The sequence below is a fragment of the Streptomyces sp. NPDC047028 genome (genome assembly GCF_040644095.1).
Classification (GTDB): Bacteria; Actinomycetota; Actinomycetes; order Streptomycetales; family Streptomycetaceae; genus Streptomyces.
Map to the genome: position 1 here is coordinate 68,112 of NZ_JBEYVS010000012.1, position 22,787 is coordinate 90,898.

General features: G+C 73.4%; 27 protein-coding genes. 16 read left to right on the forward strand and 11 right to left on the reverse strand.

Translation table 11 applies throughout. The features are described from left to right. Positions 1-55: 55 nt before the first annotated feature. Together ABZ854_RS13460 and ABZ854_RS13465 are read right to left on the reverse strand one after the other, a co-directional pair. Positions 56-514, reverse strand: a complete 459-nt coding sequence (locus ABZ854_RS13460; RefSeq protein ID WP_361208906.1) for a hypothetical protein — start codon at positions 512-514, stop codon at positions 56-58. A gap of 109 nt (positions 515-623) precedes the next feature. Then, complete coding sequence (locus ABZ854_RS13465; RefSeq protein WP_361209183.1) at positions 624-1,535, reverse strand: hypothetical protein; 912 nt, start codon at positions 1,533-1,535, stop codon at positions 624-626. A gap of 201 nt (positions 1,536-1,736) precedes the next feature. On the opposite strand from ABZ854_RS13465, the gene ABZ854_RS13470 reads away from it, so the two are divergent. From ABZ854_RS13470 to ABZ854_RS13485, 4 genes are all read left to right on the forward strand, one after another. Beyond that, positions 1,737-2,912: a PP2C family protein-serine/threonine phosphatase gene (locus ABZ854_RS13470; protein WP_361208909.1), complete on the forward strand. Its 1,176-nt coding sequence runs from the start codon at positions 1,737-1,739 to the stop codon at positions 2,910-2,912. Positions 2,913-3,051: 139 nt separating this feature from the next. Further along, a complete protein-coding gene (locus tag ABZ854_RS13475; protein WP_361208912.1) occupies positions 3,052-4,026 on the forward strand; it encodes a MerR family transcriptional regulator in 975 nt (324 codons plus the stop codon). 51 nt (positions 4,027-4,077) lie between these two features. Next, a complete protein-coding gene (locus ABZ854_RS13480) occupies positions 4,078-4,707 on the forward strand; it encodes an AAA family ATPase (RefSeq protein WP_361208915.1) in 630 nt (209 codons plus the stop codon). A 32-nt stretch (positions 4,708-4,739) separates the two neighbouring features. Further along, on the forward strand, positions 4,740-5,264 hold the full coding sequence (locus ABZ854_RS13485; RefSeq protein ID WP_361208918.1) for an N-acetyltransferase family protein: 525 nt from the start codon (positions 4,740-4,742) through the stop codon (positions 5,262-5,264). A gap of 16 nt (positions 5,265-5,280) precedes the next feature. Here ABZ854_RS13485 and ABZ854_RS13490 read toward each other — a convergent pair whose 3' ends face one another. After that, positions 5,281-6,309 carry an AI-2E family transporter gene (locus ABZ854_RS13490; RefSeq protein ID WP_361209186.1) on the reverse strand — a complete coding sequence of 343 codons (1,029 nt, stop codon included), beginning with the start codon at positions 6,307-6,309 and terminating at the stop codon, positions 5,281-5,283. Positions 6,310-6,708: 399 nt separating this feature from the next. Between ABZ854_RS13490 and ABZ854_RS13495 the strand changes: the two genes are divergently transcribed. Next, positions 6,709-6,861 carry a hypothetical protein gene (locus tag ABZ854_RS13495; protein ID WP_361208921.1) on the forward strand — a complete coding sequence of 51 codons (153 nt, stop codon included), beginning with the start codon at positions 6,709-6,711 and terminating at the stop codon, positions 6,859-6,861. A gap of 37 nt (positions 6,862-6,898) precedes the next feature. On the opposite strand, the gene ABZ854_RS13500 is transcribed toward ABZ854_RS13495, so the two are convergent. Continuing rightward, on the reverse strand, positions 6,899-7,333 hold the full coding sequence (locus tag ABZ854_RS13500; protein ID WP_361208924.1) for a DUF2267 domain-containing protein: 435 nt from the start codon (positions 7,331-7,333) through the stop codon (positions 6,899-6,901). 281 nt (positions 7,334-7,614) lie between these two features. On the opposite strand from ABZ854_RS13500, the gene ABZ854_RS13505 reads away from it, so the two are divergent. Then, complete coding sequence (locus ABZ854_RS13505) at positions 7,615-8,346, forward strand: MgtC/SapB family protein (protein ID WP_129311410.1); 732 nt, start codon at positions 7,615-7,617, stop codon at positions 8,344-8,346. Between the two features lie 14 nt (positions 8,347-8,360). On the opposite strand, the gene ABZ854_RS13510 is transcribed toward ABZ854_RS13505, so the two are convergent. Beyond that, the gene (locus ABZ854_RS13510) at positions 8,361-8,849 is read right to left on the reverse strand and encodes a DUF1360 domain-containing protein (protein ID WP_361208927.1); all 489 of its coding nucleotides are present in this window, start codon (positions 8,847-8,849) and stop codon (positions 8,361-8,363) included. A 236-nt stretch (positions 8,850-9,085) separates the two neighbouring features. Here ABZ854_RS13510 and ABZ854_RS13515 point away from each other — a divergent pair, with 236 nt between their 5' ends. The 10 genes from ABZ854_RS13515 to hypE all read left to right on the forward strand — a co-directional run bounded on the left by ABZ854_RS13515 (position 9,086) and on the right by hypE (position 18,889). Continuing rightward, the gene (locus ABZ854_RS13515; RefSeq protein ID WP_361208930.1) at positions 9,086-9,613 is read left to right on the forward strand and encodes a hypothetical protein; all 528 of its coding nucleotides are present in this window, start codon (positions 9,086-9,088) and stop codon (positions 9,611-9,613) included. Between the two features lie 137 nt (positions 9,614-9,750). Next, positions 9,751-10,191, forward strand: coding sequence for a phage holin family protein (locus ABZ854_RS13520; protein WP_361208933.1), 441 nt, complete (start codon positions 9,751-9,753; stop codon positions 10,189-10,191). Positions 10,192-10,334: 143 nt separating this feature from the next. Next, positions 10,335-10,703 (forward strand): hypothetical protein, encoded by a 369-nt coding sequence (locus ABZ854_RS13525; protein WP_361208936.1) that lies wholly within the window; start codon positions 10,335-10,337, stop codon positions 10,701-10,703. A 66-nt stretch (positions 10,704-10,769) separates the two neighbouring features. Next, the gene (locus ABZ854_RS13530) at positions 10,770-12,503 is read left to right on the forward strand and encodes a hydrogenase maturation protein (protein WP_361208939.1); all 1,734 of its coding nucleotides are present in this window, start codon (positions 10,770-10,772) and stop codon (positions 12,501-12,503) included. Beyond that, complete coding sequence (locus tag ABZ854_RS13535) at positions 12,500-13,090, forward strand: hydrogenase maturation protease (protein WP_361208941.1); 591 nt, start codon at positions 12,500-12,502, stop codon at positions 13,088-13,090. Before ABZ854_RS13530 ends, ABZ854_RS13535 begins: the two co-directional genes overlap by 4 nt. Positions 13,091-13,166: 76 nt before the next feature. Next, the gene (gene hypB / locus ABZ854_RS13540) at positions 13,167-13,952 is read left to right on the forward strand and encodes a hydrogenase nickel incorporation protein HypB (RefSeq protein WP_361208944.1); all 786 of its coding nucleotides are present in this window, start codon (positions 13,167-13,169) and stop codon (positions 13,950-13,952) included. Beyond that, complete coding sequence (gene hypF / locus ABZ854_RS13545; RefSeq protein ID WP_361208947.1) at positions 13,949-16,327, forward strand: carbamoyltransferase HypF; 2,379 nt, start codon at positions 13,949-13,951, stop codon at positions 16,325-16,327. The genes hypB and hypF overlap by 4 nt, the downstream gene beginning before the upstream one ends. Before the next feature lie 3 nt (positions 16,328-16,330). Then, a complete protein-coding gene (locus ABZ854_RS13550) occupies positions 16,331-16,666 on the forward strand; it encodes a HypC/HybG/HupF family hydrogenase formation chaperone (RefSeq protein WP_361208950.1) in 336 nt (111 codons plus the stop codon). Continuing rightward, on the forward strand, positions 16,663-17,805 hold the full coding sequence (gene hypD / locus ABZ854_RS13555; protein WP_361208953.1) for a hydrogenase formation protein HypD: 1,143 nt from the start codon (positions 16,663-16,665) through the stop codon (positions 17,803-17,805). The genes ABZ854_RS13550 and hypD overlap by 4 nt, the downstream gene beginning before the upstream one ends. After that, on the forward strand, positions 17,798-18,889 hold the full coding sequence (gene hypE / locus ABZ854_RS13560; protein ID WP_361208956.1) for a hydrogenase expression/formation protein HypE: 1,092 nt from the start codon (positions 17,798-17,800) through the stop codon (positions 18,887-18,889). Before hypD ends, hypE begins: the two co-directional genes overlap by 8 nt. Positions 18,890-18,948: 59 nt before the next feature. On the opposite strand, the gene hypA is transcribed toward hypE, so the two are convergent. From hypA to ABZ854_RS13590, 6 genes are read right to left on the reverse strand one after another with little or no spacing between them, the layout of a single operon-like run. Next, a complete protein-coding gene (gene hypA / locus ABZ854_RS13565; RefSeq protein WP_361208959.1) occupies positions 18,949-19,296 on the reverse strand; it encodes a hydrogenase maturation nickel metallochaperone HypA in 348 nt (115 codons plus the stop codon). Positions 19,297-19,303: 7 nt separating this feature from the next. Continuing rightward, positions 19,304-19,495 carry a hypothetical protein gene (locus tag ABZ854_RS13570; RefSeq protein WP_361208962.1) on the reverse strand — a complete coding sequence of 64 codons (192 nt, stop codon included), beginning with the start codon at positions 19,493-19,495 and terminating at the stop codon, positions 19,304-19,306. A gap of 17 nt (positions 19,496-19,512) precedes the next feature. Next, complete coding sequence (locus ABZ854_RS13575; RefSeq protein ID WP_129311424.1) at positions 19,513-19,719, reverse strand: hypothetical protein; 207 nt, start codon at positions 19,717-19,719, stop codon at positions 19,513-19,515. A gap of 34 nt (positions 19,720-19,753) precedes the next feature. After that, positions 19,754-20,350 carry a DUF5947 family protein gene (locus ABZ854_RS13580; RefSeq protein WP_361208966.1) on the reverse strand — a complete coding sequence of 199 codons (597 nt, stop codon included), beginning with the start codon at positions 20,348-20,350 and terminating at the stop codon, positions 19,754-19,756. Continuing rightward, positions 20,347-20,940, reverse strand: coding sequence for a NifU family protein (locus ABZ854_RS13585; protein WP_361208969.1), 594 nt, complete (start codon positions 20,938-20,940; stop codon positions 20,347-20,349). Before ABZ854_RS13585 ends, ABZ854_RS13580 begins: the two co-directional genes overlap by 4 nt. Continuing rightward, entirely contained in the window at positions 20,933-22,726 is a 1,794-nt protein-coding gene (locus ABZ854_RS13590; RefSeq protein WP_361208972.1) for a nickel-dependent hydrogenase large subunit, read from the reverse strand. The genes ABZ854_RS13585 and ABZ854_RS13590 overlap by 8 nt, the downstream gene beginning before the upstream one ends. Positions 22,727-22,787: the final 61 nt, after the last annotated feature.

Consider the following 22,787-nt stretch of genomic DNA (forward strand, 5'->3'; position numbering starts at 1 on the left):
GTGGGTCCCGGCGCCCTGCCGCGGGCGGCGCCGGGACCCACGGACGGCGGCGCGGTCAGCCCTGGCTGCAGTAGTCGACCCAGCGGTGGGAGGAGACGTTGTTGTTGAGGCTCTGCCCGAAACCGCCCTGTCCGGCACCGTAGGTGAAGTGCTGCGGGTCGTTGATGAGATCGGGCCAGCGATCGCCCTGGCTGAGGCAGGCGTGCGCGCCCGTGGCGTTGACGCCCCAGTACAGGTCGACGGCGTCGTTGCCGCCCGGGTAGCCGTTGTTCCAGATGTCGGAGACCAGGTTGCGGCAGGAACCCCAGGTGTCGGCGTTGCCGACCCAGGAGCAGGTCCGGCCGCCTCCGTACGGCTGGGTGTACACGTGCAGCCGCCCGTCGGCGGACAGGAGCCGGGACGACGTGGCCGGCTGCGCGCCGTGCTCCTGCGGGTCGGCGGTGGCCAGCGGGGCGGCGAAAACGGTGAGGGCCGCGGCCGCGGCGGCGATGACGGAGACGTGCTTGATGGACATGGGGTCCCTCGCTTCGTGGTGATGCGGTGATGTGATGACGGGTGGTGTGGTGATGGCTGATCTGGTACGAGCTGGTGCGGATCACGCGGTGCGGATCACGCGGTGCGGGTCAGCCTGTGCGGGCGATGACGGCCCGGGCCCGCGGCAGGGCCTCGCGCGCCAGCCGGGCCCGGTCGGCCGTCTCGCGGGGCCTGCTGCGGGCCAGCCGCGAGCGGTACTCGGCGTCCAGGGTGCGGGCCACGGCGGCCAGCCCCGAGGAACGCGCGCAGGAGGCTTCGGCGCTGGCCAGCCGCACCTCCTTGCCGTGCGGCCATTCGTTCCCCGGTGCGGTGGCGGCGGCCCGGGCCTCGGCGGGGCTGCCGTACGTGTGGCCCTTGCCCCGCATACAGCGTGACCAGGGTCCTGTGGCCGACCGGTACCGCCTGTCGTCGAGGACGAGCCCGACGCGCAGGCCGGCCAGGCTGTCCGTGACCCGGGTGGCCCGGAACCAGGAGGACAGATCCCGGTACAAGGCCCGTTCGGCCTCGGCGGTGCAGCCCTGATCGCTGTGGGTGACCAGCTGCCCGGTCGGCAGCCGGGCGGACAGACCGCGCGGGCGGGGCCCGTTGACCGCGCTCAGCGCACCGGTTCTGCGGTCGGCGGGCAGCGACCGGAAATACCGTTGATTCGGGTCGTGTTCGACCTCCTTCTGCCGTTCCCGGCGCAGATCGTTGCCGTATCCATGTGCGGTGGCCCAGGCCAAGTCATCGACGACATAGGGAAATCGGCGTGCGGAATTCCCGCCGTCCTCACCGTCCTCCTGCTCGACCCAATACCGATATCCGTGTTTCTCCATACAGGACTTGATGAGGAGTTGTTCGGCGAGCCGGAGCGTCTGTTCCGCGGTCCCGGATGCCTGCCGGACATGGCCGGCGGGCCGCCCGGTGGCGCTGCCCCTCGAGGCGGAGCACGCGGTCAGGGCCAGGGCGGCGGCGCAGACGAGCACGGCCGGCCGACGGCCGATCGGACCGATCCGGGACATCCCCACGGTGTACCTCCTCACTTGCGTGTGCGTCACCGGGGAGACTGCGGAGAGGGCGGGAAAATATGAGTGAAATACATGTGACCCACGTCACACGACATCGCCGTATTCACCTGCCCGGACGCGGGAGAACGGCGTCTTTCGCCATCCACTGTGAAACTGCTGAGCAATGGAATGGATGTCCAGGGCGGTGGTGTAGCGGTGACGGCAGATCCGAGCGGTGCGCCGCTGGAGGACTTCCTCGCCGACCCCACCCACTCCACCCTCGACCTGGCGACGGCCGTCGCCCACTGCGCCAAGGCGCTCGGGCTGCGGCATGCCGTGGCCTACCTGGCCGACCTGCAGCAACGCCATCTCGTGCCGCTCACCGACGTGACGGCGACGCTGCCGATCGACGGTTCGCTCGCCGGGTGGACGTACCGCACCCAGTCCCTGCGGGTGGAGGAGTCCGACCAGCACGGGGTGAGCGCCTGGATCCCCCTGCTCGACGGCGCCGAACGGCTCGGCGTCCTCGGCATCCACACCGAGGCGCTCACCGCGCAGTCCCTGCGCCAGGGCCGCGCGCTCGCCTCACTCCTCGCGATGATGATCACCTCGAAGCGCACGTACAAGGACTCCTTCGTACGGCGCACCCGCACCGAGGACATGCGGCTGCCGGCCGAGATGCTGCGCGCCTTCCTGCCGCCGCGCACCATCGGCAACGCCCACGTCGTCTCCACCGCCGTCCTCGAACCCGCCTACGACATCGGCGGGGACGCCTTCGACCACTCGCTGACGGCCACCGCGCTGCACGCTGTGGTCCTCGACGCCATGGGGCACAACCTGGCGTCCGGCCTGACCAGCGCGGTGGCCCTCGCGGCCTGCCGCAACGCCCGCCGCACCGACTCCGGCCTGTCGGCCCTCGTCGAGGGCGTCGACCAGGCGCTGGGCCAGTGGCTGCCGGACCAGTTCTGCACCGGGATCCTCGCCCAGCTCGACTTCACCACGGGCGTGCTGGAATGGAGCAACTGCGGCCATCCGGAACCGCTGCTGATCCGCGACAGCAGACTCGTGCCGCACGCGCTGGAACGCGAGCCCGACCCTCCGATGGGCCTCAGCTCACTGCTCGCCGGCCGGGCACGCCAGGTCCACGAGGCCCGCCTCCGGCCCGGCGACCGGGTGCTGCTCCACACCGACGGCGTCACCGAGGCCCGCACCCCCGACGGCCAGCTGCTCGGCCTCGAACGCTTCGCCGACTACGTCATCCGCGCCAGCACGTCCGGCGAACTCGCCCCGGAGACCCTCAGACGCCTCATCCACTCCCTCCTGGACTCCCAGGACAGCCGCCTCCGCGACGACGCCACGATCCTCATGTTCGAATGGCAGCCCCTCCGCTGACCCCCGGCCACGGCACCCCGCCCCGCCACGTCGCCTCACTCCGCCGGCACCCCTGGAGCCCGCGACGCCCTCACCGGGTAGGTTCTACGCCTCAGCCGCTTGACCTTGCCCCCCGGGGCAACGTCTAGCGTCATGCCTCATGGACGGGTTGAGGATCGGTGAGGTGGCCCGGCGGGGCGGGGTCACTGTCAAGGCGGTGCGGTACTACGAGTCGCTGGGGCTGGTCGTGCCGGAGCGGCTGGCCAACGGGTACCGCAGTTATGGCGAAAGTGACGTGCGGCTGGTGCGGGAGATCAGGGCGTTGCGGGCGCTCGGCATCCCCGTGGAGCGCACCCGGCCGTTCCTGGAGTGCCTCGGGGCCGGGCGGCCGCACGCCGACGACTGCCCGGCGTCGCTGGCCGGGTACCGGGAGGCCATCGACGAGCTCACCGTACGCATCGAGGAGCTGACCGCCCGTCGCAGCGCGCTGATCGCCCAGCTGAACACCGCCGCCCACCGCCATAGCAGTGCCGTGGAGGAAGACGATCACCTGTCGCTGCCCCTGAACCTCCCCGCCCCGCAGGACGACGGCGCCGCCCGGCACCTGTCCGGTACGGCGATGCCGCCCCTCGCCCTGGAGGGCACCACGGGCCGGCGGGTGCGGCTGGACAGCCTCGGGCCGCGTCGCACGGTCCTCTACGTCTACCCGCTCACCGGCCGCCCCGGGACCGACCTGCCCGAGGGCTGGAACACGATCCCGGGCGCCCGCGGCTGCACCGCCGAGGCGTGCGGCTTCCGCGACCACTTCCAGGAACTGCTGGAGGCGGGTGCGAGCCGCGTCTACGGCCTGTCCGGTCAGGACCCCGCCTACCAGCGCGAGGTCGTGGAACGACTCCGCCTCCCCTTCGACATGCTCTCCGACCCCGGTCTCGGCCTGGCCCGCGCCCTGCGTCTGCCCACGTTCGACGTCGAGGGAACGACCCTGTACCGCCGGATCACCCTGATCGTGCGCGACGGAGTGGTGGAGCACACCTTCTACCCGGTCTTCCCGCCCGACCAGCACGCCGGACAGGTCCTCTCCTGGCTGCGCGCCCACCCGCTGAGGGCCAGGGCCGCGGGCCCGGACGGAACCTGAGATGATCAGCGGGGGAGAGCGGGAACCGCGCGACGCGAGGGGGAGACCGTCATGACGACCGGGACAGCCACGGATCCGGCGGCCGAGGAGCACGCGCGGATCCCGGACACCCCGTCCGCCGGCACCGTCGTGCTGCTCAACGGCACCTCCAGCTCCGGGAAGAGCAGCATCGCCCGCGAACTCCTCGGCATGCTCGAAGGAAGCTGGTTCCATCTGCCGGTGGACGCCTTCCACGCGCTGCGCGGCGGCAGCCCCCTCGCCGACGAGGACGTCCAGGCCGAGATCGACCGCACCGCGAAGGGCTTCCATCGGGCGGTGGCCGGCATGGCCGCGGGCGGCAACAACCTCGTCGTCGACTACCCCCTCAGCCGCCGCTGGCGCCTGCTGGACCTCCTGGACCTGCTCGTCCCCGAGGACACCGTCCTCGTCGCGGTGCGGTGCCCGCTGCCCGAACTGGAGCGCCGCGAGACCGAACGCGGCGACCGGCAGCCCGGCCTCGCGGCGACGCAGTACGACCACGTCCACTCCCACGGAACGCACGACCTCGACGTCGACACCTCCCGGGAGACCCCGGCCGCCTGCGCCCGCCGCGTCAGGAACCACCTCCGGCGCCGTACCCGCCCCACGGCCTTCGAGCGGCTCCGACGTGATCTGCGCCCTCTGCGGCCGGCGGCACCGTGACCGCCGGAGAACATGACACAAGGAAGGCCGTGATGACCGACCCCGCCGTCGTGATCCGCCCGGCGACCGCCTCCGACCTCGACACGGTCGCCGCCGTCTACGCCCACTACGTGCACCACACCGTGGTCACCTTCGACGAGACCCCGCGGTCCACCGCCGAATGGGCGGACCGGCTGGCCGACCTCACCGCGCGCGGCCTGCCCTTCCTGGTCGCCGAACGTTCCGGCGCCGTCGCCGGATTCGCCTACGCCGCACCCTGGCGGGTGAAGCCGGCCTACCGGCACTCCGTGGAGGACACCGTCTACCTGGCGCCCGGAGCCACCGGTCGCGGCCTGGGCACCGCCCTGCTCCGAGCCGTCGTCGAGGGCTGCGAACGGGCGGGCGTACGACAGATGATCGCGGTCATCGCCGACACCGGCGACGAGGCCTCCCGGGCCCTGCACCGCCGTACCGGCTTCACCGACGCCGGCCGGCTGGTCGGCGTGGGCCGCAAGCACGGCCGCTGGATCGACACCCACCTGATGCAGCGCACCCTGACACCACCGGACGAGCCCTAGCCGACCGCAGGGCCGATCACGGCGGTACGGTCCGCAGCGCGCGCCGCACCGCCCACACCACGGAGACGAACGGCACGGCCACCACCGCGCCGATCACCCCGGCGACGATGCTCCCCGCGATGACCGACACACCCACCACCACCGGATGGAGCCGCACCGCCCAGCTCATCACCACCGGATGCAGCACGTGCCCCTCCAGCTGGCCGATGACGACGATCAGGACCAGCACCGCGGCCGCCGTGAGCGGACCCCGCCCGGCCAGCGCGACCACCGTGGCGACGGCCAGCGCGACCGGCGAGCCCACCAGCGGCACGAACGCGGCGAAGAACTCCAGCAACGCCAGCGGCAGCGCGAGCGGTACCCGCAGCACGAGCAGCGCCACACCGACGAGCACGGCGTTCGTGGCGGCCACGATGATGATGCCCCGCGTGTACCCCGCGAACGTCCGCCAGGCCGCGCGTCCCGCCCGGTCCCACGCAGGGCGCGCGGCGCCGGGCAGCAGCTCCTCACGCGCCCAGGCCCACATGCGCTCGCCGGAGTGAATGAAGAACACCGACACGAACAGCGCGAGCGCGCCGCCGGTGACCACCTCGACGACCCGGCCCACCTCCGTGGCGGCCCGGCTGAGCAGACTCGCCCGGTGCGCGGAGACGTAGTCCGTCACCTGCTGCTGCAGATGGGAGAGCGTGCCCGGGCCGAGCCTGAACGGAGGGCGCTGCAGCCACACATCGATCCGGTGGATGCCGCCGCGGAACTCGGACACCAGGTTGCCCCACTCGCCCGCGACCGCGTTCCCCACCAGGGCCAGCAGCGCCGCCAGGAACAGGATGCTGCCGACGAGCGCGACCGCCACGCACAGCGCACGGGGGAGGAACCGGTTCAGCAGGTCTACGGGCGGACGCAGGAGCGAGGTGACGACCAGCGCGAGGAACAGGGCCACGGCGACGAGCTGGAAGCGGCCGAGCACGATGAAGACGCCGTAGACGACGACGCCGACCAGGACGAGGCGCCAGGCGTAGGCCGCGGCGACCCGCAGCCAGGGCATCGTGCGCTCGCCCGGCACCACCGGCCGCTCCCGGCCACGCGCAGCCACGCGCACCGGAAGCCCCGGCCGCCGCCCCGCCCCGACGCCCGCCGGGAGCTCCCGGCTTCCCCGTCGGGCACCCCGACGCCGAGGAACCGCCACCGTCCACCTCCTCCCCGCACCGCGTCCATGACCACCCGTCACGTCTAGAGCACGGTAAAGGCCGGACCGGCGGCGGGCGACGGACGGCAGGCCCGTTTGGCGGAGCCGCCGTCGCAGGCGCGGCCCGGCCCGCGACCCCTCGCCGTGACGGCGGACTCGCGCCCGGACCGACAGTCACAGGACCTTCACAGCGTGGCGGCGATGCCGTACGACGCGAGGGGCACTCGGCGCGGGTCACCGGCTGGGAGGACGCCCGCCATGATCATCGTCGCGCTGCTGCTGCTTCCCGGGCTGAGCCTGCTGCTCTTTGGGCTGGACCGGGTCGAGGACGTGTGGTTCACCACGCCGGACCACCAGGCGCGGGGTCCCCGGCACGCGCTGCGTCACCGGGGCCGGGTGCCGGGGCGGTGACACGGCCGGCGCCGACACGGGGCTCGCCGTACGGCGCTCAGTCCGCGGTCTCGGCCGCCCGCCCCACCGGCAGCAACTCCCGGATGTCCCCCGGCAGAACGCCGGCCACCTTCTCCGTCAGCTCGGGCGCGAGCGCCGCGTCCAGCACCTCCAGGACCGCTGCCGCCTCCCGCAGCGCCGTGTCCTCGTTCGTGCCCGCACGTCCGGCGATCCGCCCGGCGAAGACGGTCAGGTCGAACCGTTCGCCCGAGCCGTCCGACGGGCCGGCCCCGGGCGGTTCCCAGGCCTGTGTCGCCTCGCGCACCGAGGCGGCCAGCTCGTGCGGCAGCTGAGCCGCGACATGCCGGGCGAGTCCGGCCGGGAGCCGCTCGGCCAGCGTGCCGAGCACCGCCCGCGTCACCCGCTCGGCCGAGCCGCGGTCCGGCAACTGGGCGAGCGCCTGCACTTTTCCGATCATCTCGTCGTGATGCATGGGCGTGTTCCTTCCGCACGGTGCGCCGCACCTGCCGCCCGCCCTCCGGGCCTCGCCACGTCTTCTCCCGCCCGCGGGGCTCGTGCCACGGGGATCCGGGCCGCGGGGTCTGCCGCCGCTGTGACTCGTGCCGCCGGGTCCCCGTCGCCTCCGGGCGGTAAACGCCCCGGTGGCACCGGTCCCGCCAGTGGGTACGTATGGACCTCGAGAACCGGTGACCGGACCTCAGGGACCCGCGACCGGATCGCACGGACCGGTGACACCACGGACGGGAGGCGCGCATGACGGGCCTCGCGGCGCCCTTGTGGGACCTGCACAACGGCCAGGGCCTGCGCCAGCTCGCCGAGCTGGGCCTGGCGCTGCTGCTCTCGACCCTGATCGGCTGGGAGCGGGAGGCGCAGCAGAAGAGCGCCGGGCTGCGCACGCACACGCTCGTCGGCATCGCCAGCGCGCTGATGATGGAGATCTCCCAGCACGGCTTCACCGGCGTGCTCGGCCTCGACAACGTCTCCTTCGACCCCTCCCGGGTGGCCGCGCAGATCGTCTCCGGGATCGGCTTCATCGGCGGCGGCCTGATCTTCGTGCGACGGGACGCCGTACGGGGCCTGACCACCGCGGCCACCATCTGGCTGACCTGTGCCGTCGGCATGGCCTGCGGCGGCGGCCTGCCCGTCCTGGCGCTGGCCACCACCGCCGTGCACTTCCTGGTCGTGCGCGGCTATCCGCTGCTGTCGGCGCGCCTCACCCCGGGCACCGCCGCCGGTGCCTTCGAGGCCCGTCTCACCTACCGCACCGGTACGGCGCTCCTGCCGCGCCTGATGCAGATCTGCACCGGGCGCGGTTTCCGCATCCTCCAGGTCAAGGTGGAACGCCTGCCCGGCCGCACCGACGACGCCGCCCGGGTCCTGCTGGAACTGGAGGGCACCGGTGACCCCACCCAGCTGGCCTCCGAGCTGTTCCAGGACGACGGCGTCATCGACGTCGAGCTGAGTGCGGCGGCGGACGACGACTGACGATCCCGCCCCGCTCAGGAGTCGGCCTGCTGGGTCCAGGTCCAGGCGTACTGCAGCCAGTCCGCGAGGGTCAGCGCGCCGAGGCCGGCGGACACCAGGCGGGTGAGCCGCGGCGAGGCCGCGTAGGAGCACACCAGGGCGCCGCCCACCCAGAACGACATGCAGAACGGGCACGCCACCAGGTCACCGACCGCGCGCCGGACCCCGCTGCCGCGCGGCTCGTCCATCACCTCGCTCGCCTCACCCTCGTCCGCGCGGTGGGTGAACGGCGCCCGCAGAAAGCTCGTCACCTTGTCCTTGGCCAGCAGCCGGGACGCCTTGTAGGCGGCGGCCCCCAACAGGGCGACGTCCCACGGCGGCACCTCCTCGGGCAACCGCACACCCCGGTGCCGGGCCACAGCGGTGAACGCGCCGACACCCGCGCCGAACACCGAGACGAGAGCGGCGTACCCCGCGAGGGGGACATCGCCCTGGTCGTCGTACCGTACGGCGTCCGTCGTCATGGGACCTCCAGGGGTGGGGCTGCGAAGCTGCTGATCGGCTGCGCGCCGAGTTCCCCGGCACGATCACGCCCACACCCGGCCGGCCCCCACCCGGCCCGTCCACACTCGTCGCGCACCGCCCGGTCGTGGCCGAGACCACATATGACGTACCTCCCAGTCGCCCCTGCGTCGCGGGACGAGCGGCTAGCGTGTCGTCGAGCCCCCCATTCCCCGTATGCGACTCGGACGGCCCGGCAGTGCTCACAGATCTGTCCCCCCTCATAGCCGCGACGACCCGCTGGCTGACCGGCGCCTACCCGGCCGGCGGCGGCGCCCTGGCCTCCGCCCTGTGCGAGGTGCAGGCCCGGCAGGCCGTGACGGTCGCCGCCTGGCTGCGCTACCCGACCGAGATCGACGCGGCCCTGGTCACCATGGCCGGACCCGGTGGCTCCGGTCGCCTCGACTGGATCACCGGCGCCGAGCAGTCCGCGGACACCCCGGCGGCGGAGTGGGCCTGGCGCACCTGGGTCGACGAGGTCGTCGCCAGCTGGGCGGCCGCCCTGCTGACCGACCCGGAACTGGCCGGCCTGGCCGTCGACGCGCTCGCCCACGGTGAGCACGCCGGGCGCACGCCCGTAGAGTTCAGGCGTCTGCTCACCCCCGACGACGGCGACCGCACCGCGGCCGCGCTGCTGCGCCACCCCGACCTGGTCGCCCCGGTGGCCGGCCTCCACCACGCCCAGCTCCGGGACCGCCTCGACCCGGGCCGCGCCCTCGCAGCCTGACGGTCACGCTCACGCCCACCCTCGGCATCGGTACCGCGCCGGTGTCGGACGAGCCGGCCGGGGTACTGCGGAGCTGATCGGGGACGCCCGCCGCGACGGTGGCGGCACCCCGCGGCACGGCAGGCGAGGAGAAGGCCATGCGCACCCGAGGCGAGAACGCGGCGTCGGCCGGTGGCGGCATGCAGGACGCGGCCGCCCGGCTGGCGCAGGACACCACCGAACTGGCCCGCCAGGAGATCAAAGCGGTCCAGGACGAGGTCATGACCGCGCTCAAGCGGTTCGCCTCGGGCGGCGCCCTGCTCGCCGGGGCCGGCACCTGCGGTGTGCTCGCGCTCTGGGCCGCGCACGAAACCCTGCTGCGCGGCATGGAGTCGGTCCTGCCCAGGGGCCGGGCGGCAGCCCTGCTGACCTGCACGTACGCCGCCGCGGCCGTCGGCCTGGGCCTCTCCGCGCGCGGCCGGGTCCGATCCGCCGCCCAGGCCACCGCCGGAGCCCTCGACAAGGAGGCCGGCCACCTGGAGCGGCAGCAGGAACGGACGGCCGCTGAGGACGGGACCCCGGACGCCCCGGAGACCTAGGGTCTCTCGACCGGATCACGCCGGGCGCGACGCGAACCCCGGCCCCCCTGGCCCCGGCCCGCCCGAGCCCCACGCCCCCGACCCGACCCCCACCCGGCCCCCCTCCCGCCGCATGGAGCCCTCCGCGGGGTAAGCCTCGGCGCATGACGTTCAAGAACCCCGTCCACCGCGGTGGCCCGAACCGCAGCAGGTTCGACCAGTTCGCCGAATACGCGTCCAACTTCACCAGCTCGCCGCTGTTCTTCGGCTTCTGCCTGCTCCTCGTCGGCTTCTTCATCGCCACCCACGCCGCCCACCTCACCGTGGAACTGCTGCTCCTCGCCGGAGAGTGCATGACCGCCGTGACGCTGCTGCTCCTCGCCCTGCTGAAGAACGCCGAGATGCGGGCGGAACACGCCATCCAGCGCAAGCTCGACGCGATCGCCGGCGCCCTCCTGGAAGCGCACAGGGACGACCGCGGCCAGGCCTTCGAGGACCTGCGCAATGCGATCCGGATGGAGGAAGAGACCTGACCGGGGCGGGCGAAACGCCGCACAGGTCCTTCACGGACCCCGGGGAAGGGACGAACATGCCCGGTCATGGACATTCTCCTCGTCGCGAGCGCGTTCAACAGCCTCTCCCAGCGGATCTACGCCGAACTGTCCGACCAGGACCACCGGGTGGACGCCGTCCTCGCCACCCACGGCGCCGACCCGGTCCGTGCGGCCGTCCGCGAACACCGGCCGGAACTGATCGTCGCGCCGATGCTGAAGACCGCCGTGCCGGAGGACGTCTGGCGGGAGCACACCTGCCTGATCGTGCACCCGGGACCGCCCGGCGACCGCGGCCCCTCCTCGCTCGACTGGGCCGCCGCCGAACGGGCCACGCACTGGGGCGTGACGGTGCTCCAGGCCGAGGCGGGCATGGACGCGGGGGACATCTGGGCGTCCGAGCCGTTCGCCGTGGCGGACGTCGGCAAGAGCGACCTGTACCGCAACGAGGCGTCCGACGCCGCCGCGAAAGCCGTCCTGGAGGCGGTACGGCGCTACGCCGACGGCTCCCACAAGCCCCGCCCGCAGACCGAGGACTCCGTCCACGTGGTGTGGCGGGACTTCTTCCGCCAGGAGCGCCGCCGCATCGACTGGGAGCACGACACCACCGACACCGTCCTGCGCAAACTCCGCGGCGCCGACTCCCAGCCGGGGATCCGCGACGAACTCCTCGGCCGGGAGCTGTTCCTGCACGGCGGTCACCCCGAGGACGAACTGCGCGGCCGCCCCGGGGAACTCCTCGCCACCCGGAACGGCGCGGTCTGCCGGGCCACCCGCGACGGCGCCGTATGGATCCCCGAACTCCGCCCCCGCAAGAACTCCGGCGACCCGGCACCGTTCCGCCGCCCCGCCGCGTCCGTCCTCGCCTCCCTCGTCGACGACGGCGAGCACGGCGAGCACGGCGCCCTCGGCCTGCCGGAATCCCCCGTACCGCTCGAACTGCCCCCCGGCTGCCGCACCTGGAGCGACATCCGCTACCGGCAGTCCGGCACCACCGGCTTCCTGACCTTCTCCTTCCCCGGCGGCGCCATGAGCACCGACCAGTGCCGCCGCCTGCTCGCCGCCTACGAACACGCCCTCACCCGCCCCACCTCGGTCCTGGTCCTCGGCGCGCCCCGCGACTTCTTCTCCAACGGCATCCACCTGGGCGTCATCGAGGCCGCCGCCGACCCCGCCGAGGAATCCTGGACGAACCTCAACGCCATGGACGACCTCGTCGAGGCCGTGCTGCGCACCACCGACCGGCTGGTCGTGGCCGCGCTCGCCGGCAACGCGGCCGCCGGCGGCGCCATGCTCGCCCTCGCCGCGGACGAGGTGTGGAGCCGCACGGGCACCGTCCTCAACCCGCACTACCGGCGGATGGGCCTGTACGGCTCCGAGTTCTGGACGTACTCGCTGCCGCGTCGCGTCGGCGCGGACACGGCCCGCCGGCTCACCACCGAGGCCCTGCCGGTGAGCGCGGCCACCGCCGAGCGCCTGGGCATGGTGGACCGGCTCGTGCCTGCCGCCCCGGGGGACTTCGCCACCGACGTCGAACGCCTCGCCACCGCCCTCGCCGCCGCGCCGGACCTCGGCCGGCGGATCGCCGACAAGGCCGCCACCCGCCGTAAGGACGAGGAGGTACGACCGCTCGCCGCGTACCGGCGCGACGAACTCGCCCGCATGCACGCCATCTTCTACGACCCCGAGGCGCCTTACCACGCCCTGCGCTCCGCGTTCGTCCGCAAGACCCCGGCCGGGTCCGTACGGCCCCTGGCACCCGTCGGCGGAGACGGGCGGTGACCCGCCGCGCAGGACGGCTGCTGGTCGCGGGCGTCGGCAACATCTTCCTCGGTGACGACGCGTTCGGCCCCGAGGTGATCCGCGCCCTCGACCGGCGCCCGCTCCCGCCCGAGGTGCTGGTCCGCGACTACGGCATCCGCGGCATGGACCTCGCGTACGCCCTGCTGGACGGCTGCGCCACCGCCGTCCTGGTCGACGCCGCCCCGCGCGGACACCGCCCCGGCACCCTGTCCCTGATCGAGGCGGAACCGCCCGACGCCACCGTGGTGCCCGAGGCTCACGGCATGGACCCGGAGAAGGTCCTCGCCCTCGCCACCCACCTGGGCGACGAGCCGCTGCCCCGGGTCCTCGTCCTCGCCTGCGAACCCGAGGTGCTGCCCCGGGGCGACGAGGACATCCTCCCGGGACTCACCGCGACCGTTCAGGACGCCGTCGGCCGGGCCGTGGACGCGCTGCACCTGCTGGTGCCGGCCCTGCTGGCCGACCCGGCCGCGCCCACGCCGCCGTTGGGCCGCCCGATGGAATCCGGGACCCCGCCCACGGCAGCGCTGCGCGGACCGGCGCCCGGTGGACCCGAAGATCGATGAGGAGCCCCCGGGCCGTGGACGCCACGGCCCGGGACCCGCGCACGTTCTCCCGCCCGAACCCCGAGGAGCAGCGCCCATGTGCCGGTCCGACGTCACCCGAGCCGTCCTGGCGAAGAACGACGACCTGGCCGCGCGGCTGCGCGGCGAACTGACCGGGCGCGGCGTCACCGTGGTGAACCTGCTGTCCAGCCCCGGCAGCGGCAAGACCGAACTCCTCGGCCGGGTCCTGGCCCGGGCCGGGGAGCGGGGGGTCCCGGTGGCCGCGCTCACCGCCGACCTGGCGACCGAGAACGACGCCGTCCGGCTGGCCCGTTCGGGAGCACCGGTCCAGCAGGTCCTCACCGACGGGCTGTGCCACCTGGAGGCCCGTCAGGTCCGCGCCCGCCTGGACGGCTGGCTCCCGGACGACACCGCCGTGCTGTTCGTCGAGAACGTCGGCAACCTCGTCTGCCCCGCGTCGTACGACCTCGGCGAGACCCTGCGGATCGTCCTCATGGCCGTCACTGAGGGCGAGGACAAGCCGCTGAAGTACCCGACGGCGTTCGGCTCCGCCCACCTCGTCGTGATCACCAAGACCGACCTGGCCGGGCCGGCCGGCTTCGACGAGGCCGCCTTCCGGGCGCACGTCGAGCGGGTCAACCCGGGCGTGGAGGTCGTACGGTCCTGCGCCCGCACCGGAGACGGCGTGGACACCCTCCTCGAACAGGCCCTCGCCGCCCGCACCGGCACCCCCGCCCACCACCCCCCACTCGCCCCGCACCCGCACAGCCACGACCACGCGGGCACCCCGCACGGCCACGGCCACGACCCCGCAGGCGCCCCGCAGGGCCACGGCCACGGCCACCGCGCCACCGTCTCGTGACGGCCCCCGCCACCGGCCGGCTCCGCCGCCGGGTCGCCGTGCGCGGCACCGTGCAGGGCGTCGGCTTCCGGCCCTACGTGCACCGGCTGGCCGTCGATCTCGCGCTGGCCGGATTCGTCGGCAACACCGCGAACGGCGTCCTCATCGAGGTGGAGGGCCCGGCCGACGACGTCGTACGGTTCTGCGCGCTGCTGCCCGAACAGGCACCCCCGCTGGCCTCGGTCACCGGCGTCGGCTGGGAGGACCTCCCCGCCACCGGCACCGCCGACCCGTTCACCATCCGCTCCACCGACCGCTCCACGGGCCGCACCCAGCTCCCGCCCGACACCGCGACCTGCGCCGACTGCCTGCGCGAACTGGCGGACCCGGCCGACCGCCGCCACCGCCACCCCTTCCTCACCTGCACGCACTGCGGGCCCCGCTTCACCATCGCCACCGCGATGCCGTACGACCGCTCGGCCACCACCATGGCCGGCTTCCCGATGTGCCCCGCCTGCGCCCGCGAGTACGGCGATCCCGTCGACCGGCGCTTCCACGCCCAGCCCGTCGCCTGCCCCGACTGCGGTCCCCGGCTGAGCCTGATCCCGGCCGACGGCACCGGCGTACGGCCCGCCCGGGACGCCGAAGCCCTGGCCCGCGCACGCGAACTCCTTACCGCCGGACGGATCGTCGCCGTCAAGGGCGTCGGCGGCTACCACCTGGCCTGCGACGCCTCCGACGCCCGCGCCGTGGCCGCCCTGCGCGACCGCAAGGAACGCGGTGGCAAGGCCTTCGCCGTGATGTGCGCCGACCTCGCCACCACCGAACGGATCGCGGTCGTCTCCGCCGCCGAACGGGCCGAACTCATCAGCGCCCGGCGCCCCATCGTGCTGCTGCGCCGCCGCACCCCCGCCGACGGCCTACACCTCGCCGACCAGGTGTGCCCGGGCAGCCCGCACGTCGGCGTGATGCTGCCGTACACCCCCGTCCACACCCTGCTGTTCGGGCTGCCCGGCGACCCGCCCGGCCCGCGGGCGCTGGTCATGACCAGCGGCAACCGCTCCGGCGAGCCCATCGTCACCGACGACGAGGAGGCCTTGACCCGGCTCGCGGGACTGGCCGACGCCTGGCTGGCCCACGACCGGCCCATCGCCTCCCCCTGCGACGACTCCCTGCTGCGGGTCCGCGCCGACGGCACCGCACAGGTGCTGCGCCGCTCGCGCGGTTACGTCCCCCGACCCCTGACGCTGCCCGTGCCGGTGCGCCCCGCGCTCGCGGTCGGCGGCGACCTGAAGAACGTGCCGTGTCTGGGGGAGGGTGAACACGCCTGGTTCGGCCCGCACATCGGGGACATGGGCGACCTGGCCACCCTCGAAGCCGCCCGGCGCGCCGAGGACCGGCTCACCCGGCTCACCGGCGTCACACCCGGCCTGGTGGCCGGCGACCGGCACCCCGGCTACCACTCCACCGGCTGGGCGCGACGGCGCGCGTCCGAACTGCCCGGCGGAACACCGAGGCTGGTCCAGCACCACCACGCCCACGTCGCCTCCGCGATGGCCGAACACGGCCTCGACGGCACCACACGCGTCATCGGCGTCGCCTTCGACGGCACCGGGTACGGCGACGACGGCACCGTCTGGGGCGGCGAGGTCCTGCTCGCCGGCTACACCGGCTACCGGCGCTTCGCCCGGCTCAGCCCCGCCCCGCTGCCCGGCGGGGACGCGGGCGTCGCCAACCCCTGCCGGCTGGCCCTGGCCCGGCTGTGGGCCGCCGGACTGCCCTGGGAGGCGCACCTGCCCAGCGTCACCGCCTGCACCGAGGCCGAACGCGTCGTACTCGGACGCCAGTTGGAGCGGAACCTGGCCTGTGTGCCGACCTCCAGCATGGGCCGCCTCTTCGACGCCGTGTCCTCCCTGGTCGGCGTGTGCCACCGGGCCGGCTACGAGGCGCAGGCGGCGATGGAGCTGGAGGCGGCGGCCGCGCGGGCCCGGGACGCGGACGCGCGGGCGTACCCCTTCGACTGCGTACCCGGCCGGGGCGCCCTGGCGAACGGCTGGGACATCGACCCGGCGCCCCTCCTCCACGCGCTCCTCGCCGATCAGCGCCGGGGCACCCCCGCCTCCGTCCTCGCCGCCCGCTTCCACCGGGGCGTGGCAGGTGCCGTCGCCGAGATCTGCGGTCACGCCCGAGCGGCCACCGGCCTGACGACCGTGGCCCTCACCGGCGGAGTCTTCGCCAACAGCCTGCTGGAGGAGATGAGCGCGGCCCGGCTCGCCGCGGACGGCTTCACCGTCCTCAGGCACGGCGAGGTCCCGCCGAACGACGGCGGGCTGGCGCTCGGACAGCTCATGGTCGCGGCCACCGGCGGACCAGCAACCCACCACGAGACGGAGTGACCCATGTGTCTGGCAGTGCCCGGCAAGGTCGTCGCCATCGACGAGGACGCCGACCCCCGCACCGGGCTGGTCGACTTCGGCGGCGTCAGGAAACAGGCGTGCCTGGAATACCTGCCCGATGTGCGGGTGGGGGAGTACGTCATCGTCCACGTCGGCTTCGCCCTGCAACGCCTGGACGAGGAGTCTGCGCGGGCGTCCCTGGAGCTCTTCGAGCAACTGGGACTCCTGGAGGAGGAGTTCGGCGACGCCTGGCAGCAGGCGGCACAGCAGGCCGGGAGCGGCGCCCCGCACGCCCCCGTGGCAGCGGAGCGCGGGGAGAGCGGAGCTGAGATCCGGTGAAGTACATCGACGAGTTCAACGACCCCGGCCTGGCCCGGCGGCTGCTGGACGAGATCCGCGCCACGGTCACCCGGCCCTGGGCGCTGATGGAGGTCTGCGGCGGGCAGACGCACTCCATCATCCGGCACGGCATCGACCAGCTGCTGCCCGAGGAAGTGGAGTTGATCCACGGACCCGGCTGCCCGGTGTGCGTCACCCCGCTCGACGTCATCGACAAGGCCCTGGAGATCGCCGCCCGCCCCGACGTGATCTTCTGCTCCTTCGGTGACATGCTGCGCGTGCCCGGCACCGACCGGGACCTCTTCCGCGTCAAGGGCGAGGGCGGCGACGTACGCGTCGTGTACTCCCCGCTCGACGCCCTCGACCTCGCCCGCAAGAACCCGGACCGGCAGGTCGTGTTCTTCGCGATCGGCTTCGAGACGACCGCCCCGGCCAACGCCATGGCCGTCCACCAGGCCCGCCGGCTCGGCCTGGACAACTTCAGCCTGCTGGTCTCCCACGTCCGGGTCCCCCCGGCGATCGAGGCCATCATGACCGCCCCCAGCTGCCGGGTGCAGGGCTTCCTCGCCGCCGGGCACGTGTGCAGCGTGATGGGCACCGCCGAGTACCCGGAGCTGGCCGCGAAGCACCGGGTGCCGATCGTCGTGACCGGCTTCGAGCCGCTGGACATCCTCGAAGGCATCCGCCGTGCCGTCCACCAGCTGGAGCGCGGTGAGCACCGGGTGGAGAACGCCTACCCGCGCGCCGTGTGCGACCAGGGCAACCCGGCGGCGCTGCGCATGCTGGAGGAGGTGTTCGAGGTCGCCGACCGCAACTGGCGCGGCATCGGCCCGATCCCGGCCAGCGGCTGGCGGCTCAGCGACGCCTACCGCGCCTACGACGCCGAGCACCGCTTCGACGTCGCCGGCATCCGCACCGAGGAACCCGCGGTGTGCCGGGCCGGCGAGGTCCTGCAGGGCCTCATCAAGCCGACCGAGTGCGAGGCGTTCGGCAAGGCCTGCACCCCGCGCACCCCGCTCGGCGCCACCATGGTCTCCAGCGAGGGCGCCTGCGCCGCCTACTACCTGTACCGCCGGATGAACAGCCCGGCCCCCCAGGGATCCCGCGTCCCGCAGGAGGAGATGAACCCCGTTGGCTGACCTCGCCACCCCCACGACCGCCGCCCCCGACACGGCCGTCGACCCCACGAACTGGACCTGCCCGGCCCCCGTGCGCGACCAGCCCGTCGTCGTGATGGGCCACGGCGGAGGCGGCGCCCTGTCCGCCGAACTGATCGATCAGGTCTTCGCCCCCGCCTACGGCAACCCCACCCTCGCCGGACTGGCCGACTCCGCCGTCCTCGACCTGGCCGGCGCCCGGCTGGCCTTCTCCACCGATTCCTATGTCGTACGGCCGCTGTTCTTCCCCGGCGGCAGCCTCGGCGACCTCGCGGTCAACGGCACCGTCAACGACCTCGCGATGAGCGGCGCCCGGCCCGCCTACCTGTCCACCGCGTTCATCCTGGAGGAGGGCGTCGAAATCGCCGTCGTCGAACGCGTGGCCCGCGCCCTCGGCACGGCGGCCGAGGCGGCCGGTGTCACCGTCGCCACCGGTGACACCAAGGTGGTCGAGTCCGGTCACGGCGACGGCGTGTACGTCACCACCGCAGGCGTCGGCGTCGTCCCCGACGGCGTCGACATCCGCCCGCAGCGGGCCCGGCCCGGCGACGCCGTCATCGTCAGCGGCCCCATCGGGTTGCACGGCGTGGCCATCATGAGCGTCCGGGAGGGCCTGGAGTTCGGCGTGGAGATCGCCTCGGACACGGCGCCCCTGGCCGGACTGGTCGCCACCATGCTGGAGGTCACCCCGGACATCCACGTCCTGCGCGACCCCACCCGGGGCGGGCTGGCGGCCTCCCTGAACGAGATCGCGCGCGCCTCCGGCACCGGCGTCCGGCTCAACGAGCGCGCCATCCCGGTGCCCGAGGAGGTCGCCAACGCCTGCGGTTTCCTCGGCCTGGACCCGCTGTACGTCGCCAACGAGGGCCGGCTCGTGGCCTTCGTCCCGCCCGAGCAGGCCGAGGCCGTGCTGGCGGCGATGCACACCCACCCGCACGGCACCGGCGCGGTGGTCGTCGGCCGGTGCGTGGAGGACCACCCGGGCATGGTCGTCGTCGCCACCGGCCTCGGCGGCACCCGCGTGGTGGACCTGCCGCTGGGGGAGCAGCTGCCCCGTATCTGCTGAATCCGGGTGCGCACGGGAGAGCCGGCCCCGCCCTCAGGGCGGGGCCGGCTCCGTCATGCTCAGGCGGCCGCCTCGACGCCGGTGATCTCCAGCTCCCGGCCGCTGCGCAGATCCCGCGACGGCCGGTCGCACGCCGGACACCAGAAGAACGGCGGCATGCCCACCGCGAACTCCTCGGCGCAACGGTCGCACCAGGCCAGCGCGGGCACCTGCTCGACGACCAGGCAGGCCGCCGCGAGCGCGGTGCCGTCGCGGACCACCTCGAAGGCGAACCGCAGCGCGTCGGGCACCACCCCGGACAGCTCACCGACCCGGACGGTCACCGACGACACGTCGCCGGTCCCGTCCGCGCGGGCCATCTCCCCGGCCTGCTCCACGATCGCGCTCGCGATCGACACCTCGTGCACGGCCGGCTCAGGGATAACGGCGGGCCGCGCGCAGCCCCCCGGTCAGCCGGTAGATCTTCAGTTCCCGGGCGATACCGGGGAGTTCCTTCACGAACAGGGCCGCCCCCAGGCAGCCCAGCGCCACGGCCTGCGCGGCGAGCACCTGACGTCCGGAGATGCCGCGTGCCGCTCTCCTGCGTCGGCGGAGGAACTTCGTCACGATCATTTCCTGCCCTCTCATCCCGGCGAGATGTTCGGCATGGCCTTCAGCAGGGCGTCATGCCGCTTCCAGTGGATCCCCGTGGAACGGCGCGCGTCGGAGGTGCCGTCCTCGTGGTGCCCGGGCTGATCGCCGTACGGGCCCTTGTTGCCCTGGTGCAGCCCGCGCACATGGGTGGGCGTGTCGGGCCTGGCCTCGGCCTGGCCGACTCGGATGCTCCCCATGGTGCTCTCCTTCCTGGTGTCCCCGAGGCCGGTGTCACGACCGCTCGGTGAGCGCCGCGAAGAACTCCTCGACGGCCGGCCAGACCCGGCCGCCGCCGGACAGGCCCCGCCACTCCCGGCGGACGAGGGCGACCATCCGGTAGCAGTCGTCGACGGGGACGATCCAGTGCTCGTCGAGGCCCCGCACGGTGTTCACGAGCAGCGCCTCCACATCAAGTGTCACCGAGGCGAGCGGCGGACACCTCTCGGCGAGCCGCCGCCAGGCGGCCGCGTCCACCTCCCAGCGCATGGCCCCGGCCGGGCTCGGTCCCTGCGCGGTGACCGTGCCGTCGGAGCGGGGCACGAAGAACACCAGCCCGACGGGTACGCCCAGCAGAGCGGTGTCGACCGGTGGCAGCCTGACCCGGCGGCGCGGGACGAGCTTGTAGCGCCCCTCGCCCGCTCCGTCCCCGGCGAACAGCACCGAGCAGGGGCGGCACACGCATCTGACCTCGGCGACCGCCGTCTCCAGCAGGTGCGGGTGCTCCCCGGCCACCGGTGCGGCGCACAGCTCGCACACCTCGGCCGCGGCCGCCGCCGACTGCTCGGCGGCGGAGCGGATGACCCGGGCCAGCGCTCCTCGGGACGTCACCGGGTCTCCTGTGGCTGCGGCGCGGCCCGGCGCTTGATCGTGGCCAGCGGCACGAACGCGGGCGCGGCCCGCCGCTCGCCGCCCTCCGGCACCGGCTCCACGCCCTCCAGCTCGGGCGCGACGGCCAGCACGGCGGCGCGGACGGCCTCGGTGACGTCGGACGAGCCGCCGCCGCAGCCCGAGCCGCAGCCCCCGCCCGACTTCTTCACCCGAACCCTGCCCACCCCGTCCTGAACACCGGCCCACTCCACGTCACCGCCGCGCTCGCGCACGGCGGGCCGCAGCCTCTCGACCGCGCGGGCTGCCCGGCGCTCCACCGGCTCGGGATGGACGCCGTGCAGCACCAGCAGGTGCGCCAGCAACTCGTCGTCCGCGAGCGCCTCGCACAGCGCGTCGTCGGCGCGGTCCACGACCCGGGCGAGCGCCTCGCCATAGACCTCGGTGAGCAGCCGTACGGCCTCCAGGGCGTCCCGGGCGGCCGGGCCGGGCGCGGACTCCAGCCGCTCAAGGCCCTCGTCGAGCCGGGCGAGCCGCGCCTCCACGGCGCGGTCCGGCAGGCGTACGGCGGCCTGGGCGTCGTCGTCAGCCATGGTTGGCCCCGTACGTCGGCGAGTGCACGGTCGACAGCGTCTTGCCCTTGCCCATGTACATGTGCACGCCGCACGGCAGGCAGGGGTCGAAGCTGCGCACCGTGCGCATGATGTCGACGCCCTTGAAGTCGTCGGGCCCGTTCTCCTCGAAGATGGGCTGGCCCTGCACCGCGTCCTCGTACGGACCGGGGGTGCCGTAGATGTCGCGGGGGCTGGCGTTCCACGGGGTGGGCGGGTACGGGTGGTAGTTGGCGATCTTCTTGTCCCGGATCACCAGGTGGTGGGAGAGGACACCGCGGACCGCCTCGTGGAATCCGCAGCCGATCGCCTCGTCGGGCACCTCGAAGTTCTCGAACACCTTGGTCTCGCCGGCCCGCAGCAGCCCCATCGCCTCCTCCAGGAACTGGAGGGCCATCGCGGCGGCGTAGGCGACGAAGTACGGCCGCGCGCGGTCCCGTTCGATGGTGTTGCTCCACTTCGGGATGTGCCACTCCAGCGTGGTCTCCGGAAGCGACTCGCCCTTGGGCAGCGAGATCCGCACACTGCTGCCGGTCGCCTTGATGTACGGCGTGTCGACCAGGCCGCTCAGCGCGGTCGACCAGAGCCGGGCCAGCGGGCCGCCGCCGGTGTCCAGCGCCAGGTGCTCGCCGGTCTGCTGGTGGAACCAGCGCGGGCTCATCACCCAGCTGTAGTTGCCGTCGAACTCCCGCTTCTGCGGCACCGGGACCGTCGTCTGGTTCCACGGGTGGCGCATGTCGACCGGGTTGCCGAGCGGGTCGTGGGTGACGAACGGCTGCTCGTTGACCCAGTCCTCGTAGAAGGAGCTGCCCAGCATGATGCGCAGACCGAGGTTGATGTCGATCAGGTTGTTGGTGACCAGCTTGCCGTCGACGACGATGCCCGGGGTGACGTACATCGCCTTGCCCCACTCGTTCATCGACTGGTACCGGTAGTCGACGACGTCCGGGTTCTGCCAGGCGCCCCAGCAGCCCAGCAGGATACGGCGCTTGCCGACCTCCTCGTAGCCGGGCAGCGCCTCGTAGAAGAAGTCGAAGACGTCGTCGTTCATCGCCACCGCCTTCTTGATGAAGTCGATGACGCGCATCAGCCGGCTGAGGTAGTCGGTGAACGTGTTGGGCTGCGGCATCGTGCCGACGCCGCCCGGGTACAGCGTGGACGGGTGGACGTGCCGCCCCTCCATCAGGCAGAACATCTCCCGGGTGACCCGGCTGACCTTCAGCGCCTCCTTGTAGACCTCGCCCTCGAAGGGGTTGAAGGCCTTCATGATGTCGGCGATGGTCCGGTAGCCGTGCACGTCACCGCGGGGCGCCGCGGTCTGCTCGGCGCGGGCCAGGACACCGGGGTTGGTGGCCTTGACCATCGCCTCGCAGAAGTCCACGAACACCAGGTTGTCCTGGAAGATCGTGTGGTCGAACATGTACTCGGCGGCCTCGCCGAGGTTGGTGATGTGCTCGGCCATCCGCGGCGGCTTGACGCCGTAGGCCATCTGCTGGGCGTAGTTGGAGCAGGTGGTGTGGTTGTCGCCGCAGATGCCGCAGATGCGGGACGTGATGAACCCGGCGTCGCGCGGGTCCTTGCCCTTCATGAACACGGAGTAGCCCCGGAACAGCGAGGAGGTGCTGTGGCACTCCACGACTTCCCGGTTGGCGAAGTCGATCTTCGTGTAGATGCCCAGGTTGCCGATGATGCGGGTGATCGGGTCCCAGGACATGTCCACGATCTGGGCGGGTTTGCGATCCGTCGTCCGGGAGTCGGTGGTCGTCATCTGCGGTACTGCCCCTCGCTGTTCGGGTCGTGCGGGCTGGTGGGGGGAAGGGGACCTACGG

Bases quoted from the DNA above. Each gene is read 5' to 3' on its own strand.
- ABZ854_RS13475 (WP_361208912.1), top strand. From the start codon at position 3,052: ATGGACGGGTTGAGGATCGGTGAGGTGGCCCGGCGGGGCGGGGTCACT.
- ABZ854_RS13510 (WP_361208927.1), bottom strand. From the start codon at position 8,849: ATGACGACGGACGCCGTACGGTACGACGACCAGGGCGATGTCCCCCTC.
- ABZ854_RS13485 (WP_361208918.1), top strand. From the start codon at position 4,740: ATGACCGACCCCGCCGTCGTGATCCGCCCGGCGACCGCCTCCGACCTC.
- ABZ854_RS13495 (WP_361208921.1), top strand. From the start codon at position 6,709: ATGATCATCGTCGCGCTGCTGCTGCTTCCCGGGCTGAGCCTGCTGCTC.
- hypB (WP_361208944.1), top strand. From the start codon at position 13,167: ATGTGCCGGTCCGACGTCACCCGAGCCGTCCTGGCGAAGAACGACGAC.
- ABZ854_RS13520 (WP_361208933.1), top strand. From the start codon at position 9,751: ATGCGCACCCGAGGCGAGAACGCGGCGTCGGCCGGTGGCGGCATGCAG.
- ABZ854_RS13505 (WP_129311410.1), top strand. From the start codon at position 7,615: ATGACGGGCCTCGCGGCGCCCTTGTGGGACCTGCACAACGGCCAGGGC.
- ABZ854_RS13480 (WP_361208915.1), top strand. From the start codon at position 4,078: ATGACGACCGGGACAGCCACGGATCCGGCGGCCGAGGAGCACGCGCGG.
- ABZ854_RS13490 (WP_361209186.1), bottom strand. From the start codon at position 6,309: ATGCCCTGGCTGCGGGTCGCCGCGGCCTACGCCTGGCGCCTCGTCCTG.
- ABZ854_RS13550 (WP_361208950.1), top strand. From the start codon at position 16,331: ATGTGTCTGGCAGTGCCCGGCAAGGTCGTCGCCATCGACGAGGACGCC.
- ABZ854_RS13500 (WP_361208924.1), bottom strand. From the start codon at position 7,333: ATGCATCACGACGAGATGATCGGAAAAGTGCAGGCGCTCGCCCAGTTG.
- ABZ854_RS13465 (WP_361209183.1), bottom strand. From the start codon at position 1,535: ATGTCCCGGATCGGTCCGATCGGCCGTCGGCCGGCCGTGCTCGTCTGC.
- ABZ854_RS13575 (WP_129311424.1), bottom strand. From the start codon at position 19,719: ATGGGGAGCATCCGAGTCGGCCAGGCCGAGGCCAGGCCCGACACGCCC.
- ABZ854_RS13525 (WP_361208936.1), top strand. From the start codon at position 10,335: ATGACGTTCAAGAACCCCGTCCACCGCGGTGGCCCGAACCGCAGCAGG.
- ABZ854_RS13460 (WP_361208906.1), bottom strand. From the start codon at position 514: ATGTCCATCAAGCACGTCTCCGTCATCGCCGCCGCGGCCGCGGCCCTC.
- ABZ854_RS13530 (WP_361208939.1), top strand. From the start codon at position 10,770: ATGGACATTCTCCTCGTCGCGAGCGCGTTCAACAGCCTCTCCCAGCGG.
- ABZ854_RS13585 (WP_361208969.1), bottom strand. From the start codon at position 20,940: ATGGCTGACGACGACGCCCAGGCCGCCGTACGCCTGCCGGACCGCGCC.
- ABZ854_RS13590 (WP_361208972.1), bottom strand. From the start codon at position 22,726: ATGACGACCACCGACTCCCGGACGACGGATCGCAAACCCGCCCAGATC.